Genomic DNA, 17,300 nt, shown 5'->3' on the forward strand with positions numbered 1-17,300 from the left:
ATGTCGATTTCTGTATTAGTTGGCGCCCAGTGGGGCGATGAAGGCAAAGGCAAAATGGTGGATTATTTCGCCAAACAGTCTGATTTAATTGTTCGGTTTCAGGGGGGCGATAACGCTGGTCATACGGTTATTAATGATTACGGTGTGTTCAAACTTCATTTAATTCCCTGCGGTGTGTTTAATAAAGACTGCCAATGTTTAATCGGAACCGGGGTGGTGGTTAATCCGGATGTCTTGCTTGAAGAAATGCAACAGATTATCGAAGCAAAGGTCAGCCTGGACGGACTTAAAATTTCGGCCAAAGCACATATTCTCATGCCCTATCACCAAAAACTGGACGAACTGATGGAAGCCAGTGGTGGTATTGGTACCACCAAGCGGGGCATCGGTCAGGCCTATGCTTATAAAGCAATGCGAAAAAGTTTGCGATTTGAAGATTTACTGAATCTTGATAATGCCAAAAAGAAACTGGAAACCATTGTCCCGGTGGTTAACGATCAAATGGCTTCCTATAAAATAGAACCCTATACGGTTGAAGCCCTGTTTGCCAAATGCGAAGCCTGGGCTAAAACTTTTGGTCACATGATTGTCAATCCGGTTGGATTTTTGCATGACATGATTGATGCCGATAAAAATATTCTGTTTGAAGGCCAGTTAGGCGCCATGAAGGACATTGATCTGGGGATCTTCCCCTATGTTACCTCGTCCAACCCGATTGCGGCTTATGCAGCCGTCAGTGGTGGCTTTCCAGCCAAGAAAATTGACAAGGTTATTGGCGTAGCTAAGGCCTTTTCCAGTGCCGTCGGCGCCGGTCCCTTTCCGACTGAAGAATTTGGTGGCACCATTGATATCCTCCGCGGTACCGGTGAAAAACCGGATGATGAGTTTGGGGCCCGAACCGGTCGCTCCCGTCGCCTGGGCTGGATTGATATTCCGGTGCTGAAATATACCCATGCCATCAATGGCTTTGATGAATTGGCCCTATGTAAAATTGATAAGCTCGATGATCTGCCGGAGATTAAAATCTGTGTTGATTATAAACTCGATGGCGAATTGATCAAAGATTTCCCCAATACGGAAGATTTAGAGCGGGTTGAACCGGTTTACATCACCCTTCCTGGTTGGCTCAGTGATACTACTGGTATCCGACGACTGGAAGATTTACCAGAGAATGCAAAAAAATACATTAAAACAATTGAAGACTTGGTTGGAACGACCATTGCCTATGTAGGTGTTGGCCCGAACCGAGAGGACTTAGCAATTCGATAAATGTGCTAAATTGAAATACCTGGTTGCGTGCAATCAGGTATTTTTTGGAAATATTCTGGCGGTTAAAGTCAGTGTCGGGAGCTTCGCTGCTCATATACACCAAACACCAGAAGAAATCGCAATGCGAATTTCTTCGAGGTCGCGGGCGTTCGCCAATTACAAGCGAGCTTGTGATTGGCTCATTGCCTACACGTTACAAAATTCTTTGTGTATATGAACATCAAAGCAAATAACGGTAGCGTTTTAAATGGCCATGTTAAATAGAGATACTAGAAAATGGAGGTAAACAATGTCTTATTACAAACGAGATAAGCGGGCCTGGCTGGTGCTGTCGGATGGCAGTGTGTTTGAGGGCTATAATTTTGGGTGCGAAGGCACCACCATTGGCGAAATCGTCTTTACGACCGGGATGACTGGTTATCAGGAGGTGCTCACCGATCCGTCTTATTATGGACAGATTGTGCTGCAGACCTATCCTTTAATTGGGAACTATGGCATTAACGCCGATGATATGGAATCAGAGCGGAGCTGGATCAATGGTTATATCACCAAAGAATGGTGTGAAGAGCCATCCAACTTTAGAAATACCCACAACATCAATGAGTTCATGATTGAGCAGGATAAGATTGGGATCTGGGATGTCGATACCCGGGCGATTACCCGGGTGATCCGGGAACACGGTACGATGAACGGTGCCATCACCACCGAAGACATTGCCACCACCAAGGAAGCCCTGCTGGAAAAAATCCGCAACTTCAAAGTCGTCAATCCGGTTCAGGCGGTCACCCGCAAAAACAAGGGCTGGTATTATAGTCAGGTCAACCGGGCCAACCATGTTGCCCTGATTGATTATGGTTATAAGCACAACATTTTGCGGATGCTATTGCGTCTGGGCTGCAATGTCACTGTGATGCCAGCCAATACCACCATTGAAGAAATCCGCAATCTCAATCCCGATGGCATCATGTTGTCCAATGGCCCTGGCGATCCGGCCGAAAATACTGAAATCATTGAAAACCTCAAGGACTTTGTCAAGTACGGCAAGCCGATTTTTGGGATCTGTCTGGGTCATCAGCTGCTGGCACTGGCCATGGGCGGGGAAACCTTCAAGCTGAAATACGGCCATCGGGGGATGAACCAGCCAGTCAAAGATGTCACCCGGGATCGGGTTTTTATCACCAGCCAGAACCATGGCTATGCCGTGGTGCCGGAAAGCATTCCGGCTGAAGTGGGCAAGGTGACCCATTTTAACTTAAACGACGGTACCTGCGAAGGAGTTGAATATCCCGATATTCATGCCTTTACGGTGCAGTTTCACCCGGAAGCCAGTGCTGGCCCCAACGATACCGGCTATTTATTTGAACAATTCACAGATCTGATGGAAAGGGGGCAACAAGGATGCCTTTAAGAAGCGATATTAAACGAGTCCTGGTGATTGGCTCCGGTCCCATTGTGATCGGCCAGGCGACCGAATTTGACTATGCTGGCACCCAGGCCTGTAAGGCCTTAAAAAATGTCGGCTTGGAAGTGATCCTGATTAACTCCAACCCAGCGACGATCATGACCGATAAAGCGATGGCCGATAAAATCTACATTGAACCGCTGACGCTGGAAGTTATTAGGCGGATTATTCTGATTGAAAAACCGGACAGTATCCTCTCGACCCTGGGCGGTCAAACGGGCTTAACCTTGTCGATGCAGCTGGCTAAAGAAGGATTTTTGGATGCCCACGGCGTCAAGCTGCTCGGCGCCAATCTGGAAACCATTGAAAAAGCCGAAGACCGTCAGGCCTTTAAGGATATGATGCGGGAAATTGGTGAACCCTGTATTCCCTCTGAAGTGGTGGTTACGGTGGAAGATGCGGTTCGTTTTGCGTCGTCCATCGGTTATCCGGTAATCGTCCGACCCGCCTTTACCCTGGGTGGTACCGGCGGCGGGATTGCAGCTAACCAGCAGGAGCTGGAAGAAATTGCCACCCACGGCATCCGGCTTTCGCCAATCAATCAGATTCTGGTTGAAAAAGGGATTGCCGGCTGGAAAGAAATTGAGTTTGAAGTAATGCGGGATGCCAAGGGCAACGTGATCACCGTTTGTAGTATGGAAAACTTTGACCCGGTGGGGATTCACACCGGCGATTCGATTGTCGTGGCCCCCTGTCAAACCCTTAGTGATAAGGAATTTCAGATGCTTCGGACTTCGGCCCTCAAAATTATTTCCGCCCTGAAGGTTGAAGGGGGCTGTAACTGTCAGTTTGCCCTGAACCCGGAAAACTTTAATTACGCCGTCATTGAGGTAAACCCCCGGGTTTCCCGTTCATCGGCGTTAGCCTCAAAAGCCACCGGCTATCCGATCGCCAAGGTCGCCAGCCAGATTGCCATTGGCTTCTCGCTGGATGAAATCATCAATGAGGTTACCGGAACCACCACCGCCTGTTTCGAACCAGCCCTGGATTACATTGTCGTCAAGTTCCCGCGTTGGCCCTTTGATAAATTTGTCTATGCCAAACGAACCCTGGGCACCCAGATGAAGGCCACCGGCGAAATCATGTCGATTGGCTCGAGCTTTGAACACGCCATGATGAAGGCTGTCCGCTCGATTGAATTAGGTCTCGAAACCCTGACCATTGAGCGACTGGTGGAAGCCAGTGATGAGGACATCATGAGGATGCTGGCCGCTTCCGACGATGAACGTTCCTTTGTGGTCTATGAAGCCATCAAACGGGGTGTCTCGATGGATACGATCACCCAGATTACCCGGATTGACAAGTGGTTCCTTGATAAACTGCGCCATCTGGCGGTGATGGAAAAGGACTTAAAAACCCTGGGATTAACCGACGAGCGGGTTCGGGTGGCCCGGGAGCTTGGGTTCCTCGATAAAACCATTGAAGAATTGTCCGGCCAGAAAATTGCCGAAGTCAAAAAAAGTTACGCCTCCTTTAAAATGGTTGACACCTGCGCTGGCGAATTTGCCGCCCAGACCCCCTATTTTTATTCCACCCGGGATAAAGAAAATGAAGCGGCCCTCTTTATTGCCGATCATCCGACGGGCAAAGAAAGGGTGCTGGTGCTGGGGTCCGGCCCGATCCGGATCGGCCAGGGGATTGAGTTTGACTATTGCTCCGTGCACTGCGCCTGGGCCCTGCGGGAAAAAGGCTACGAAGCGATCTTTATCAACAACAACCCGGAAACCGTGTCGACTGACTTTGATACTTCGGATCGTCTTTATTTTGAGCCGCTGACCAAAGAAGACGTTCGTTCGGTGGTGGAAACTGAAAAGCCGATTGGGGCCATTGTCCAGTTTGGCGACCAGACGGCCATTAAGTTGACCCGCTATTTAGAGGAAATGGGTGTGCCGGTACTGGGTACCTCGCCAGCTAATATCGATGCTGCCGAAGACCGGGAGGTTTTTGATCAGTTGCTGGAATCCTGCCAGATTCCCCGGCCCCAGGGCGAAACCGTCTATACCACGGCTGAAGCGGTGGCCGTGGCTGAAGGCTTGGGCTTCCCGGTACTGCTGCGACCATCCTATGTCCTCGGCGGCCAGAATATGATCATCGCCTACGAACCGGAAGACGTGGTGGAGTACATGGATATTATCACCGCTGTGGAACTGGAAAACCCGGTATTGATTGACAAGTACCTGATGGGCAAAGAGGTCGAAGTCGATGCCATTTGCGATGGCGAGAGCTATTTGATTCCCGGGATCATGGAACATATTGAACGGGCCGGGGTCCATTCCGGTGATTCGATTTCGGTTTATCCGCCCCAAACCCTGGATGCCCGCACCCGGGAGACCATCATTGACTACACTGGCCGTCTGGTCAAGGCCCTGGATATTGTCGGAATGGTCAATATTCAATATGTCATTTATGAAGATGAAGTCTATGTGATCGAGGTCAATCCCCGATCCTCCCGAACGGTGCCCTATATTTCCAAGGTCACCGATATTCCGATGGTTAACATTGCCACCAAGATGATGCTCGGCGACAAGCTGGCCGATCTCGGTTATGCGCCGGGGCTGCAACCAGAAGGCGACTACGTGGCCGTGAAGGTGCCGGTCTTCAGTTTTTCCAAGTTGCAGGATGTTGATACCCAACTGGGACCAGAAATGAAATCCACCGGCGAAGTTTTGGGGGTCGCCAAAACCTTTGCTGATGCCCTGTATAAAGGTCTGGTGGCTTCCGGCCGGAATATGGAGCGTTCCGGCGGCGTGCTGCTGACCGTTAAAGACCGGGATAAAGAAGCAATTGTCGAAATTGGCCGCCAGTTCCATGAAATGGGCTTTACCATCTACGGAACGGTCGGTACCGCCCTGATTCTCAACGAAAACAATATCCCCACCAAGGTGGTTCGCCGACTAGCCGAAAGCAAACCCAATATCGGCGATCTGATTGAGAGTGGCAAGCTCAACTATGTTATTTCGACCTCCAGCAAGGGTCGGATGCCCCATCATGACGACGTCCGGATGCGTCGCAAATGTGTGGAAACCTCCATTGCCCTGCTGACCTCCCTCGATACCGCCCAGGCGCTGCTGGATTGTTTAAAATCCAACCGCACCATGGCCGAAATCGAACTGGTGGATATTAAAGACATTCGCTAAAAAAGCGCTATTCTTAACAAAAGAACTTATTCAATCGCATTGAATAAGTTCTTTTTATTTGGTAGAATGGAAAGAACGATACAAAAAGAAAGGATAACAGATGATTGCTAAATCGAAAAAGATTAAAGCCAGTTTTATTGCGATTGTAACTGTTGTTCTTTTTTTTGCGCTGAGCTGGTATTATGTTACTCTGATCGATAACGCCTTAAAGGCGCAGACCTTTTTATATCTTTCCGAAGTTGGCACCCGGGGGGCGGCTCTGGTTGAGAGCAAGGTCGATAATGAGCTGGAAAATATGGAGACCACCGCCCGACTGATCGAAGCCCATGGCGACTATGATCAAAATGCCATGCTGAAGCTGATCACGCTGCAGGCGACAAAAGGACACTATAAACGGATGGGGATTGCGTTGCCGGATGGTACATCACTGACAACCGATGGTTTGTCAGTGAATGTGGCAGAACGGGATTATTTTAAGGAAGCCATCAATGGCAAAGCAACTGTTTCTGATACTATCAACGATTACACTGATAACGAGCCCATCAATGTTTATGCCGTCCCGATTTTTAAAGAAAATCAGGTGGTGGGACTGGTACTGGCATCGGTCAACACCGAAGATTTAAAAAAATATCTGGAAGTGGAAAGCTTCACTGGGCAGGGGTATTCCTATATTGTTAAGGCCAATGGCGATGCAGTGGTCACCTCGACCCATGCCAATAGTCCCGGTGACTTTGAGAATATTTTAGAGCTGTTAAAAAAAGCCGATCTGCGGGATGGCGACACTTTCGAGACCATTGCAGTCAACATGGCCGCCGGTAAAAGTGGCAGCTTTACCAGTTTTTATGGGGGAATGGAACGGCATACTATTTATAAACCGTTGGCTATCAATGACTGGTATATGATGACTGTGGTACCAACCCAGGTGGTCAGCACCCAAACCCAGCAGATCAGCTGGTATTCCTTTTCGCTGATTGTTGCGGCGCTGCTGGCGATGACCTTGTTGTTTGTGATCATTCTGATTTTTCAATACCGCTCCAAGCGACGGCTAGAGCGGGTTGCCTATGTCGACGAGGTCACCGGTGGTAACAACTGGCAGAAATTTAAACAGGAAGCTACGGAAATTCTGGAATCAAAAAACTGCAATCAATGTGCCTTGTTAACCTTCGATATTGACCGCTTCCGTTTTATTAATGAAGAGTATGGCCATGAAAAGGGCGATCAGGTGTTGCGACTGGTGGTTGGGATTCTGGAAAAGCGGATGGCCAAGCAGGAAACCTATGCCCGGGTTTCGGGCGATCATTTTGCGATTCTTTGCGTCTGTGACGATCAGGATAAAATAACCCGACGGATTAAAGAATTTATCCAGATTTTAAATGACAGGCGAGAGACTATCGGGATTAAGGAAAAGCTGTCCTGTCATTTTGGTATTTATATCATTGAAGATAAAACCGGGAATCTGGAAAAAATCCGAGAAAAGGCCAACATGGCCCGGATTGCTGCCAAGACGGCGGAGAACCAGCGTTGGTTTTTCTATTCCGATGCTTTCCGGAAAAAAATTGGCGAAGAAAAAGAAATTATCGATCAGATGGAAGATGCCCTGGAAAACCAGGAGTTTGAAATGTATCTGCAGCCCAAGTACAATCTCCACACCAACCGCTATTGTGGTTGTGAAGCCCTGGTACGCTGGCGAAACCCCCACAAAGGGCTGATCTCACCCGGGGAGTTTATTCCCATTTTTGAACAAACCGGGTTTATTAAAAAGCTGGATATGTTTATGCTGGAAGAAGTATGTCGCATTCTGAAACGCTGGGAAACAGACGGTTATCCGGAAATTTCCATTTCTGTTAATCTTTCCCGTAAGAATCTTAAACAGAGCGATTTTGTTGAACGGGTTTTAAACATTACCAATCAGTATCGGATCAAGCGCAGCAATCTGGAAATCGAGCTGACCGAATCCAGCATCTTTGAAAATGTTGATCGAATGATTGAGATCGGCGAAGCTTTTCGTCTTTACGGTTTTAAAATGGCCATGGATGATTTTGGCTCCGGTTACTCCTCCATCAATCTGCTGGGTAATTTACCCCTGGATGTCATTAAAATGGATCAGGGTTTTTTCAACAGTCATCTCAAGCGGGAGCAGAATCTGATTGTGGTGGAGTCTGTCATTAAGATGATAAAAAAACTGGGGATGACGGTGGTGGCCGAAGGGATTGAAACCGAAGCCGAGGTCGATCTGCTGCGGTCTTTGGGCTGCGATATTATCCAGGGCTATTATTTTGGCAAGCCGATGACGGTTTTTGAATTTGAAGAACAGATTTTTTAAAATGCCAGAAGGTATTGGAAAAGGAAGATAATGGAAACTAAGAACATTCGTATTGGTGATATCTTAATTAACGCCGGCTTTATCCGGGAAGAACAGCTTCAGGAAGCCCTGGCCTACCAGAAGGTCGATAAAAGCAAGCGACTGGGAGCGATCCTGGTTGAATATGGTTATGTCACCGAGGATCAGCTGCTGACGGCTCTGTCCAAACGGCTGAATGTACTGGTGCTGGATTTAAATGATACTCCCATCGATCTGGAAGCCGCCGCAAAAATTCCCCAGAATATTGCCTTTAAATATACCCTGATTCCCATTGGCGAAGAAAATAACCACCTGGTGGTGGCCATGAATGATCCCCTCGATTTTTATGCCATTGAGGATCTGCGGCTGATTACCAATATGAACATCGATGTGGTGCTGGCCACCCGGGAAGTGATTCTCGAGACCATCCGCAAAACCTATACCGAAATTGAAGCCAAAAAAGCTGCCAAAGCTGCCAACAAAACCGTCGAGGGCAGCAGCCTGTCTTTTGTTGAGGATATCCTCACCAATGAGGGCGACGCCCCGATTGTCAATCTGGTTAATTCGGTCTTGTTAAAAGGCCATAATGCCGGGGCCAGTGACATTCATATTGAGCCCTTTGAAAAAGAAACCATTATCCGGTTGCGGATCGATGGCCTGATTGTTGATTATTTGACCCTGGCCAATAATCTTCATCAGTCGCTGATTGCCCGAATCAAGATTCTTTCCAATTTGGATATTGCCGAGCGCCGGGTACCCCAGGATGGCCATTTCCGGATCCGCATCGATGGGGTTGAAATGAATGTCCGCAGCTCCAGTATTCCCACCGTCTACGGCGAAAAAATGGTCATGCGGTTTTTAAGCATGAACGTCCCCCTGGATCATGCCGGTCAATTCGGGATGAACGATGGGGATTATCAGAAAATCCTCCAGATGCTGCAAAGCCCCCATGGGGTGGTCTATATTACCGGCCCCACCGGTAGTGGCAAAACCACCACCCTTTATATGATTTTGGAAATGCTCAGTCAGCGAAATGTCAATATTGCCACCATCGAAGATCCGGTGGAACGAAACCTGCCCAAGATCAATCAGACCCAGGTCAATATTCTGGCCGGGCTGACCTTTGATGTGGGACTCCGCTCGATCCTGCGGCAGGACCCTGACATTATCATGGTCGGTGAAACTCGGGACACCGAAACCGCCTCGATTGCTGTCCGTTCGGCCATTACCGGCCATCTGGTGCTGTCCACCCTCCATACCAACGACGCCGTGTCGGCGGTAGTTCGGCTCCAGGACATGGGCGTCGAACCCTATCTGGTGGCCAACTCCCTGACCGGGGTGGTGGCCCAACGATTGGTCAAGAAAATCTGTCCCAATTGTCGGGAAGCCTATGTTGCTTCAGAAATTGAAAGAGAGCTGCTGGGAGAACCCCGGCTCACCACCCTCTACCGGGGCCGGGGCTGCCATATTTGTAATAATACCGGCTATAAAGGCAGAACTGCCATCCATGAAATTTTGGCGATTGATAAAACCATCCGCAATCTGATTTCCCGAAAAGAACCGATTGAGGATATTTATAACTATGTGGAACAAACTGGTAAGCTGATTCCGCTTAGAAAAAGTGTTGCCAATCTGACCATCCGAGGAATCACCTCAATGGAAGAATTTCTTAAATTATCATACTATGTAGAATAAGGAGGAGCCTGAGAATGCGTTTTTTAGATCTGGTCAACTATGGTCGCCGCAACGATTGTTCAGACATTCATTTATCCCGGGACCTGCCCCCGGTTTTTAGAAAAAACGGTCGCCTCTATCAGAGCGATTTTGAGCACAACCCGCAGCTGATCGAACAGCTGATTTTCAGCATTCTGACCCCGGCGGAGCGCAAAAAGCTGGAAGATGGAAGTGACCTGGATTTTTGCCATGTTACCCCGGAAGGGCTGCGGCAACGGGTCAACATCTATAAACAGCAGGGCAGCTATGCCGCCGCCATCCGCCTCCTTAACGATACCATCCCCAGCTTTGAGGAACTCAAGCTGCCACCGATTATCCGCAAGCTGGCATCGGAGCCCCGGGGCCTGATTCTGATTACCGGGCCCACTGGCAGCGGGAAATCCACCACCCTGGCTTCGATGATTGACTATATCAATGTCAACCGGGCGGTTCATATCTTAACCATAGAAGATCCGGTGGAGTATAAGCATACCCACAAGCACAGCATTGTTCATCAGCGGGAAATCGGGGTCGATGCCAACTCCTTTGCCGCCGCTTTGCGCTCGTCCCTGCGGGAAGACCCGGATGTTATTCTGGTGGGCGAAATGCGGGACTACGAAACGGTATCGGCCGCCGTCACCGCGGCCGAAACCGGCCATCTGGTGCTGTCGACCCTCCATACCATCGGCGCTGCCAATACCATCGACCGGATCATTGATGTCTTCTCCCCCCACAGCCAGCAGCAGATCCGCACCCAGCTGTCCAGCATTTTAAAAGGGGTTGTCACCCAGCAGCTGGTGCCCCTGGCCGATGGTTCTGGTCGGATGGCCGCTCTGGAAGTCCTAATCGGTACCGATGCGGTGCTGAACTTGATCCGTGAAAATAAAACCCACCAGCTGGCCTCGGTGATGCAAACCGGTGGCCGCGATGGCATGAAAACCCTCAATGCGGACCTGGCCATGCTGGTTCGGGATCAGAAAATCAGCTACGAGGTCGGCCTTGAGTGGGCCAGTGATAAGCAGGAGTTTAATCAGTATTTTGGACGATAGCCGGGCCATTACGATAACTTGGGCATCAAATGCGTAGGGGCGGCTATCAACCGCCCGAACAAAGTTATGTTGCAGCCAAACTCAAGTTTACTCGACGATATTACCAAAAGCACAATAGCTGTATATGCATTCCCCGCAATTCCTTTACAAAAGAACGGTTTATAAACGCTGTAATTCAGGGTGGGTTGCTAAAAAAACAGATGTAAGTCTAAGACGCAAAGCTTCAAGGTCGACGTTATGATGGTGGTTGAAACGCCAGCAAATAGGACAGCAGTTGTTAGTGTTGGATTTTTTTTATGCCTGTTAAGAGTCCCTTTATGCAGAGACTGGGGTAAGAATTGTCACAAATTTGTAAACTTTAACTTGACTTTTTAATGGGTATCAACTAAGATTAAACCTAAGTAAAATCAGAAAAAGGCAAAACAGGGGAAACCCTGGGACGCAAAGCTACAGGGTCTACAGCCGTGGTTAGTCCAATTAACCGCCACGCTACGACAGCCAGCTGCCGCACGGTATCAGTGCGGTTTTTTTTGAGCCCAAAATTGACAATAGGGGAGCAGGATTAAGGCAAAAAACAAGAGAGTGTGAGATAATCATTCTTAGCTGATAACAAGTATCGTATAGAAGTCATCGCCGGCGCAGATGATCATATAAAGCAAAAACGAAGTGTAAGGAGAAATGCAAATGGAGTTAATTAACAAGATACGGAAAAGCAGAAAAGGGTTTACCCTAGTGGAAATTATTGTGGTATTGGTGATTTTGGCGATCTTGGCGGCATTTACGATTCCGGCAATGTTGGGATTTGTGAATGATGCAAAGAAAAAAGCGGCAATAGCGGAACAGCGGGAGATTTACGTGGCAGCACAGGCAATCGCTACAGAGCATTTTGCAAAAGAAGGTTTGAAGGCGGGTGGAACTGCATTGGGTATGACTATAACGAGCGATTTACCTGTAGAATCAGAAGCTACTAATCTTGGTTCAGCGGCTGTTAGCGCTTCTGGGGCAACTGGCGTTGCTTTAGAATTGAAAAACTACTTAAATGGCGATATAGTTGCGAACACAACTGGAACTGGTGCTACAACAAATAATTCAACATGGACTGTCAAAGTTGATGCGAATGGACGTGTTTCAGAAGTTACATACACAAAAGATGGTGTAACGTTAGATCCACTAAAACCAAGTTCCGCTGTTAAATAAATTTAACGTGAGTCCTATGCGCCATAGGATATTTTCTCTCCCTCCCAGGCGCAAGCCCGTCATCGGGTTTGCGGGGGATGGGGAGATTTTTTATTTGTGATTTCCGGCTTAAGAGATTTCAAGCCAGTCATTGACTTGCTTAAAAAGAGTTATAACCGAACGGCACTAACAGCATCGTCAATTGGTGAGTTCTTTACCAACTCCCGCTAAAAAAGCCAAATTTTTACATTCCTTTAAGCCAATCCGGCGGATCACATGGTAAAATTAACCAACGTTTTGTCGTCAATCATCGCTGTCAAATTTTACGATTGGCAGCTTCACATCTCCGGGAGGTAAACCGTGAACCCAATTGCCAAATATCAGTTTCCTCCTGCCAAAAACGAGCTGGTTGCCTTTGATCGGGGGTTTCCCCTGGCGGCGGTCAGCATCCTGTTTTTTGTGGTGGTGATTATTGCGGGTTTGGTGCTGAGTAGCCAGCACAGCACTGATGCCGCCAATGCCCGGCTGGTCTATCTGGCCGCCCAGGCCAGAGCCATTGAGTCGGCGGCGACTGGTCACTACCAGGTGCCGGTGCAGGCTGATCTGCTTGATTATATTGGCGTTGAGGTCAATCAGGATGCGATCATCACCGTAGTCGATGAAAACCGGGATGCCACCATTGATCATATTATCTATCGCCGGGGCGGTCGGGTCACCAGCTATGCTCCCGGAAACCTCGAAGTTACTAAAGAAAATTAATGCGAAAGGAAAACGCCGATGGTTTTACTGATTCAATTTATTCTTTATCTCTATATTTTTGTCATCGGCATCGTTATCGGTAGTTTTCTTAACGTCGTCATTTACCGCTTACCCCGGGAGGTTTCAGTGGCCAAAGGTCGCTCCTTTTGCCCGAATTGTAATGCTCCAATCAAGGGCTATCACAATATTCCGGTCTTTAGCTATCTCTGGCTGCGGGGTAAATGTGCCGATTGTGGCGGGCCTATATCCATCCGCTATCCCCTGGTGGAACTGTTTAGCGGGCTGCTGGCAGTGCTGGTTTTTGCGGTCTACGGTTTTTCCTTTGCGTGGCTGGTGGTGTTTTCCGCCGGGGCGATTTTAATCTGCATTACGATGATCGACTTTGATACCATGACCATCCCCAATGGTTTGATTATCGCCCTGATGGCCCCGGCGTTACTCAGTTTTTTTGTTTTCCCGCAGGTTGGGCTCTTGTCCCGGGTCATTGGCATCTTTATCATCAGTCTGCCAATGTTGGCGCTGGCACTCTTTATCCCTGACGCCTTTGGTGGCGGTGACATCAAGTTGATGGCGGTGGCCGGCTTTATGCTGGGCTGGGGCAACACGCTGCTGGCGGCCTTTATTGGTGTCGTCCTGGGTGGGGTGGTGGCCGTTTATCTGCTGGTTAAAAAAACGGCCGACAAACATATGGCCTTCGGCCCTTATTTATCCATTGGTATTATGACAGCATTATTATTTGGTGATATAATAATAGGATGGTATCTTAATCTGTTTGGGTTATAATAACAAATTTTAGTCAATTTCGGAGGGGCTATGCCTGTTTATAAATATACAGCCAAAAATTTACAGTCCCAGCGTATCAAGGGCACCATGGAAGCCGCATCGCCGGAGACGGTGCGGCGCACCCTGCGGCAAAATAATGAGTTTGCCCTGAAGATTAATGAGGTGCATGAGCACCATAAGGTCTACAAACTCAAACCGATGGAGCTGTCGGATTTTTCCCGCCAGATTGCCAGCATGCTGGGGTCGGGCATCACGATGATCCGGGCCATCAAAATTATGGAAGAGCGGGACATTAAACCAGCCATCAAAAAGGTTTATGGGCTTTTGTATCAGGAGATCCAACGGGGCAATACCCTCTCGTATGCCATGGAGTTAACCGACGGTTCGTTTCCGGAGCTTTTGATTAACATGTATAAATCTGGTGAGGCCAGTGGCCAGATGGAGGGTACCGCCCGGAAAATGGCCGATCATTATGAAAAGGAACACAAACTCCGGGGCAAAATTAAAAGCGCCATGACCTACCCGGTGATTCTCTTTTTTATCACCGTGGCGGTGGTGGTACTGATTTTCACCCTGATTCTGCCCCAGTTTTTTACCCTTTTTGAAGGGATTGAACTGCCAGTGATTACCCAGCTGATGATTTCAATCAGTAATTCCATGACGACCTACTGGTATATCTATATTATCGGATTATTGGTCATTATTGCCTTGAGTGGTTTTTTAGTAACGATTCCCCAGGTCAAAAAAGCTCTGGATCATTTCAAACTAAAAATCCCCAAGATTGGCAAGCTGTTAAAAATCATTTATACCGCCCGTTTTGCCCGAACCCTCAGTTCGCTTTACTCCAGCGGTCTGGCGATGATCAATGCCCTGACCATCAGCGGGGCGACCATTGGGAACAGCTATTTGCAGGGGCAGTTTCCCGAGGCCATCGAACAGGTGCGCAATGGCGAACCACTGTCGGCCTCAATCCAGACCATTGACGGTTTTGATGCCAAGCTGGTGGCGACCATTTATATCGGCGAGGAATCCGGGAATCTCGACAGTATGCTGGAATCGGTGGCCGATTCCTTTGATTACGAGGCTGAAATGGCCACCACCCGGCTGGTCACCTTTATTGAACCGGTGATGATCATCATCATGGCGGTTATCGTTGGTGGGATCATGTTGTCCGTCATGCTCCCAATTATGACCTTATACCAAAATATCGGATAGGAAGGCTCTATATGCAGACACTCGTCTATTTTTCCAATGATGGCATTCAGATCCTCCAGGGGATCGTCAAGAAAGACCGATTGACCATCACCAACTATAAAACATTACCGGTTGAGGCCGGGGCCCTGATTAATGGGGTCATTACCAATGAAGAAGTGTTCAGAGAAACGATCATCGAAGCGCTTAAGGAAAGTCCGAAACTTTTTAAAAATATGAAACTGATCATTGACAGCAGCCTGATCCTCACCAAAACCGTGGAGGTGCCAAAGCTTAAACCCCGGGAACTGGAAGTTCTGGCGGCTGAATTTGATGAATCGGCAGGAAATTATGATGAGTTGGTGGTGGACTATACTCCGATTTCTGGATCAAGCAGCAATCGCATCTTTTGTTGCGGAATTGAAAAGCGGGTCATTGAATCCTATGTGACGCTTTTTGGTAGCCTGAAAATTCAAATTCAGAGCATTGATGTAGGGCTTAACACGATGATTCAGTATGTCACAGCCACCCGGGATTTTCGGGGAATGACTTTTGCCCTCAATATTCTGGATGGGAAAAATCTGGTTTCGCTCTTATTTGAAAATGGCATTTTTATTTTTTCGACCCGTTCCCGTCTGCTGGCCGAGCGGGGTACCGAAGCCTTTGCCCAGGAACTTACCGGAAAACTGTCGTCGTTGATCCAGTTCAACAAATCCCAAAAATCCGAACACCCTTTAAATATGAGTCTCTATGCTGGGCTGGATGAATTTGAACTGGAGGGGCTTAAGGCGTTAAACTTTGATCCAGATCTGAATGTGTTTGCTTTGCCCCAGACACCTAACATAAAGACGGGTTTTGTCATGGACGAGGCGTTTGATTTTGGCAGTTTCATTTATCCCAGTGCCGGATTTTTTTCGGGATCCAGACCGCTCAACCTTTTTGCCAGCTACCGCAAAAGCAATGCCGCAAAAAAAGCCCTGCCGTTTGAATATAAGGTGTTGATTCTTCCCGCCGCCATGATTTTTGTTTTTTTGATCACGTTTGGGGTTTTCTTTGGTTTGAAATACAGTGCCGGGAAACGGTTAGAAGAGATGAATGCCTATATCAGTGATGCCAACAATCAGGCTAAGTATCTCCAGGCCAAGCAGCTAACTGATGAGGTTAACAGCATTCAGGTCGAGATCGCCAACATTGAAACGATTAATGCGGCGATTAACAGTAATCCCGATCTGGGATCAGCGATGATGAACAGCCTGGCAACCCAGGGTAACGGGGTAATAACCCTAAATGCGCTGGCATATGATGGCACTACCGGAGCCATCCATATTGAAGCCACTGCCAATAACGAAAAGGAAGCTGCCCGCTATATCGAACGCTTAAAAAGTACCGCATACTTTACTCAGGTTGATTATACCGGCTATGCCCAGGTCAGCGGAACCCAAACAACCACAACGACAAGTTCCAGCACAACGAACACCATTCTTGGCTATGGTTTTTCGGCTGACGCCTATCTGAAAGCAGGTACGGCCCAATGAAAAAGCTGACGAAGCGAGAAAAGCTGCTACTTTACATTTTAGGTTGTTTTCTGATCGGTTTTTTTGGGATTTATTTTGTGGTCTTGCCAAGTATTCAAAGCTTTCAGGTGGTTAACGATCAGGCTGCCGAGGCCCAGTTTACCAAAGAATCGATGGAAATGGCAATTGATGCCATCCCGTCTACCATGGAGGCCAGGGACGCGGCAACCGTGACAGTGAACAGTATGAAAGCGGGCTTTCCGCAGCAGTTGACCAATGAAGGGCTGGATATGCTGTTGACCCAGTTGTGTCTGGACTACAGTTTATCGCCCCGGGTATTGTCGATTGCCAGTAATGGCATGGCAGATGTGCTGACCTTTATTCCTTATACCTCCGAAGATTCCGCATCAGCAGCAGTGGGAACAGAAAGTACTACCAATACGGCAACAGAGACCAGCACCGAAGATACCACCACCAATAGCACCACAGATGATACCACGAATACAACGAGTACCGAAAGCACTGAGAGCGCAGAAGTCACTGAGGGTGTGGAAAGTAATGAAACTGTCGCTGGGGTTCAAACCCTGATCGGAGTCGTCAACATGGAGCTGACCGGTACCCAGGCAAATTTTTACCGGTTACTTGATGCCGTGGCAACCCGACCGGATATGGTGATTACTGCTTTTGAGATTAGACCAGAAACAACGGGGTCAACCAATACGTCGGGCACATCAGGATCAACAACTGCTGGCATTGCAAAACTTGACGGTGGCAAAGTGGCGATTAATGTGACCTTTGAGGTTTACATGATGGAAAAATAAAGAACGTTAAGTATCGAGTATGAGAAAAAAAGAGTGCAATGGCGATCTGCTTGCAGGTGAAGCGGTTTTTTAGCGAGTGGCGCAA

General features: G+C 48.2%; 12 protein-coding genes and 1 riboswitch. All 12 genes read left to right on the top strand.

Annotated features, from left to right (window positions below):
- The 12 genes from CHL1_RS00840 (at position 1) to CHL1_RS00895 (ending at position 17,215) form a co-directional block, all read left to right on the top strand.
- A complete protein-coding gene (locus CHL1_RS00840; protein ID WP_250934368.1) occupies positions 1-1,269 on the top strand; it encodes an adenylosuccinate synthase in 1,269 nt (422 codons plus the stop codon).
- A 289-nt stretch (positions 1,270-1,558) separates the two neighbouring features.
- A complete protein-coding gene (gene carA, locus CHL1_RS00845; protein ID WP_250934369.1) occupies positions 1,559-2,677 on the top strand; it encodes a glutamine-hydrolyzing carbamoyl-phosphate synthase small subunit in 1,119 nt (372 codons plus the stop codon).
- Positions 2,668-5,868 (top strand): carbamoyl-phosphate synthase large subunit, encoded by a 3,201-nt coding sequence (gene carB / locus CHL1_RS00850; protein WP_250934370.1) that lies wholly within the window; start codon positions 2,668-2,670, stop codon positions 5,866-5,868. Before carA ends, carB begins: the two co-directional genes overlap by 10 nt.
- Before the next feature lie 100 nt (positions 5,869-5,968).
- Positions 5,969-8,191, top strand: a complete 2,223-nt coding sequence (locus tag CHL1_RS00855; protein ID WP_250934371.1) for a bifunctional diguanylate cyclase/phosphodiesterase — start codon at positions 5,969-5,971, stop codon at positions 8,189-8,191.
- A 30-nt stretch (positions 8,192-8,221) separates the two neighbouring features.
- Complete coding sequence (locus CHL1_RS00860) at positions 8,222-9,904, top strand: GspE/PulE family protein (RefSeq protein WP_250934372.1); 1,683 nt, start codon at positions 8,222-8,224, stop codon at positions 9,902-9,904.
- A gap of 14 nt (positions 9,905-9,918) precedes the next feature.
- On the top strand, positions 9,919-10,971 hold the full coding sequence (locus CHL1_RS00865; protein WP_250934373.1) for a type IV pilus twitching motility protein PilT: 1,053 nt from the start codon (positions 9,919-9,921) through the stop codon (positions 10,969-10,971).
- Between the two features lie 406 nt (positions 10,972-11,377).
- Positions 11,378-11,481: riboswitch (cyclic di-GMP riboswitch) on the top strand.
- 174 nt (positions 11,482-11,655) lie between these two features.
- Positions 11,656-12,168, top strand: coding sequence for a type II secretion system protein (locus CHL1_RS00870; protein ID WP_250934374.1), 513 nt, complete (start codon positions 11,656-11,658; stop codon positions 12,166-12,168).
- 339 nt (positions 12,169-12,507) lie between these two features.
- Positions 12,508-12,906, top strand: a complete 399-nt coding sequence (locus CHL1_RS00875) for a hypothetical protein (RefSeq protein WP_250934375.1) — start codon at positions 12,508-12,510, stop codon at positions 12,904-12,906.
- Positions 12,907-12,924: 18 nt separating this feature from the next.
- On the top strand, positions 12,925-13,689 hold the full coding sequence (locus tag CHL1_RS00880) for a prepilin peptidase (RefSeq protein ID WP_250934376.1): 765 nt from the start codon (positions 12,925-12,927) through the stop codon (positions 13,687-13,689).
- Positions 13,690-13,719: 30 nt separating this feature from the next.
- Complete coding sequence (locus tag CHL1_RS00885) at positions 13,720-14,904, top strand: type II secretion system F family protein (RefSeq protein ID WP_250934377.1); 1,185 nt, start codon at positions 13,720-13,722, stop codon at positions 14,902-14,904.
- A gap of 11 nt (positions 14,905-14,915) precedes the next feature.
- Positions 14,916-16,415: a type IV pilus biogenesis protein PilM gene (gene pilM, locus CHL1_RS00890; protein ID WP_250934378.1), complete on the top strand. Its 1,500-nt coding sequence runs from the start codon at positions 14,916-14,918 to the stop codon at positions 16,413-16,415.
- Positions 16,412-17,215 carry a hypothetical protein gene (locus tag CHL1_RS00895; RefSeq protein WP_250934379.1) on the top strand — a complete coding sequence of 268 codons (804 nt, stop codon included), beginning with the start codon at positions 16,412-16,414 and terminating at the stop codon, positions 17,213-17,215. The genes pilM and CHL1_RS00895 overlap by 4 nt, the downstream gene beginning before the upstream one ends.
- Positions 17,216-17,300: the final 85 nt, after the last annotated feature.

Origin of the sequence: Acetobacterium wieringae, assembly GCF_023700225.1 — a bacterium.
GTDB lineage: Bacteria > Bacillota > Clostridia > Eubacteriales > Eubacteriaceae > Acetobacterium > Acetobacterium wieringae.